The sequence below is a fragment of the Acinetobacter sp. HR7 genome (assembly GCF_000773685.1).
Classification (GTDB): Bacteria; Pseudomonadota; Gammaproteobacteria; order Pseudomonadales; family Moraxellaceae; genus Acinetobacter; species Acinetobacter thermotolerans.
This window is the reverse complement of sequence record NZ_JPQO01000132.1, coordinates 1-642: the sequence shown is the minus strand read 5'-3', so window position 1 is coordinate 642 and position 642 is coordinate 1. Positions and strand designations below refer to the sequence as shown.

The 642-nt window shown below is 33.6% G+C and carries 1 protein-coding gene; it reads right to left on the bottom strand.

Features of this window, described 5'->3' with window-relative positions:
* Window positions 1–18: 18 nt before the first annotated feature.
* On the bottom strand, window positions 19–642 hold a 624-nt coding region (locus GW12_RS06115), incomplete at its 5' end, for a hypothetical protein (RefSeq protein WP_264673521.1).

The following is a 642-nucleotide window of genomic DNA, read 5'->3' as shown; positions in this document are numbered from 1 at the left end:
TTTTGCTAGTCTAGAGCCTCAAGATTTACATTTCATTAATTTTCCCGAAGCCTCACACGAGCGATCTCTCACTAACGCTCTAACTTCTCTTTCATGTTCAAATGATTTTCTTTTATTCCAAAAAGCGTCATTTATGCCAGCATAACTTTTATTGTAATCAATATATTTTATTCTTCCTATTTGGATCGACGGATCACAACCCATTGATTCATATAGTCTATTATACGTTGTTCTAACAGCTATTGCGTTGTCAAGATAACTCGAATATAAACGCCACATCGCCTCTGATTCATATTCATTTTCATGCCAGCAACTTACATAAGTTGTTTTCTTTCCAATTTGACCTGAATTTTCTAATTGATTTAAAAGATGCTTAGCTTGATTTTCTATTTCACTCTCTTCTAGAGTACATATATGACCTTCTGGTGGGTTCTTAATAGCATCTCTAAAAAAATTTATATAATGTAAATCCCATCTATCTTTATTCTTTTTACCCCCTTTCGCTCCTTCGAATAAATCCTCAAAGCAATCTGCACGTGTAAAATAAAGTGACCTAGATGATAATAAACTTACATACTTTGTAAAATCCATATATCTCCAAAGCTTTGTATTAGACTCAGGGATGAACCGTACCGGGTTTGT